2 protein-coding genes are annotated in these 1642 nt (G+C 34.4%); both read right to left on the bottom strand.

Annotated elements, in window-relative coordinates; translation table 11 throughout:
- On the bottom strand, positions 1-984 hold a 984-nt coding region (locus RLO81_RS05015), incomplete at its 3' end, for a DUF4974 domain-containing protein (RefSeq protein ID WP_350108117.1).
- Positions 985-1114: 130 nt separating this feature from the next.
- On the bottom strand, positions 1115-1642 hold a 528-nt coding region (locus tag RLO81_RS05010; RefSeq protein ID WP_350108115.1), incomplete at its 5' end, for a FecR family protein.

Below are 1642 nucleotides of genomic sequence, written 5' to 3'. Positions count from 1 at the left end.
AATAGAAGCTGAAGCTGCGTCTTTTAGTACAGAAATGTTTTCAATATCATTTGGGGATATATCCGATAAGGACCCCATAATTCCATCAATCAATACCAATGGAGCAGATGATGCCCCAAAGGAACCCAGCCCTCTAATTTGAAATATTGCATCATCTTTACCAGGCTGACCGCTTGATTGCGTTACTTGTAGTCCCGGAATTCTTCCTTGTAAAAGATTAGTAGCATTTGTTGTTGGTCTTTCCATAAGGACATTCGAAGAAACAGTGGAGACTGCACCAGTCATATTTGCTTTCTGTTGAATGCCATATCCTACTACAACAACCTCCTCTAAAGAGGATAAATCTGGGGCTAATTGAATATCTATCTCAGTTCTTCCATTTACTTGGATTTCATTCGTCTGGTAACCAACAAATGATACAATCAAAGTGCTATTATCCTGAACATTTAACGAAAAAGACCCTTCCACATCAGTAATTGTACCATTGGTGGTTCCTTTTTCTTGAATTGTTGCCCCTGGAAGGGGTTCACCATTCTCATCCGTAACCTTTCCTCTAATGTCAATTGAATCCAAAATAACCTCAATAACCTCTTTCGTATCTTTTGATTTTTTATCGATTTCAGAAACATAGATATCATCGTTTACCTGTCTAAACTTAAGATTTGCCTCTTTTGATATATTCAATAAAATATCTGATATAGACCTTTGTCTGTCATCAATGTTAATTCTTACATCCTTACGAAGATAATTTTCATCGTAAAAGAAATTAAAGTCACTGATATCTTCTATTGCTAAAAAAACTTCTTCAACAGTAGCATTGGTCATATTAAATGAGACTGTCACTTCTTTTACGCTGACAGTTTTTTCATTTTGAGCAGCTCCATTGTGAGCAAACAGAATGCTGCAAAACAACATTTGCATTCCAAATACATGAAACATGAATTTTGAGCCCTGCATTAATACATCCAGTAATTTTTTTTTCATAATTTTAAATAATTAGTTATCAATAGAACAATTAATTGCGGCATTGGAGTGGTATTCAAACTGTCGCAATGGTTTCAAAGTAACTAGCCGGAATCAAAATATGATTCCGGTTTTTTTTCGTTCATATTATTCATTTTAAAAAATTTATTTTTACTTTCTTTCCTTCAATGTCAAAGGATATTTTGTGTGTATAATTCAGATTTTCAAGTGCTTTTTCCAAGCTAAGGTTATTGAAACGTCCTGATACATTCCAGGGAACTTCAGGTTGATTTTTGAAACTAACCTCTACACCATACCACTTCTCCAGCTTATTAAATAATTCGATATGAGACGAATTTTTAAAAATCAGGATACCATCCTTCCATGCTGTTTCTAAGTCCGTATCAAAATGGGATAATTTGACATCCAAAGTCCCCTTTTCTATAGAAACTTTTTCTCCTGGACTGAGAACAACCAAAGAATTATATGTGGTATCTAATCCATTATTTTGGGACTTCAATACTTTCACCTTTCCCGTTACCAAGGATATAGAGAGGTCATTTTGATTTTCATAAAAATTGATATTAAATGATGTCCCCAGAACATGGGTTATAATTCTCCCCGTCTTTACGATGAAGGGCTTTTTCTCATCTTTTACTACTTCAAAAAAGCCTTCACC

Source organism: Fulvivirga sp. (assembly GCF_040220315.1).
Lineage (GTDB): Bacteria > Bacteroidota > Bacteroidia > Cytophagales > Cyclobacteriaceae > Fulvivirga.
Note: the sequence above shows the minus strand (reverse complement) of the source record. Positions and strands in the feature narration are given on the sequence as shown.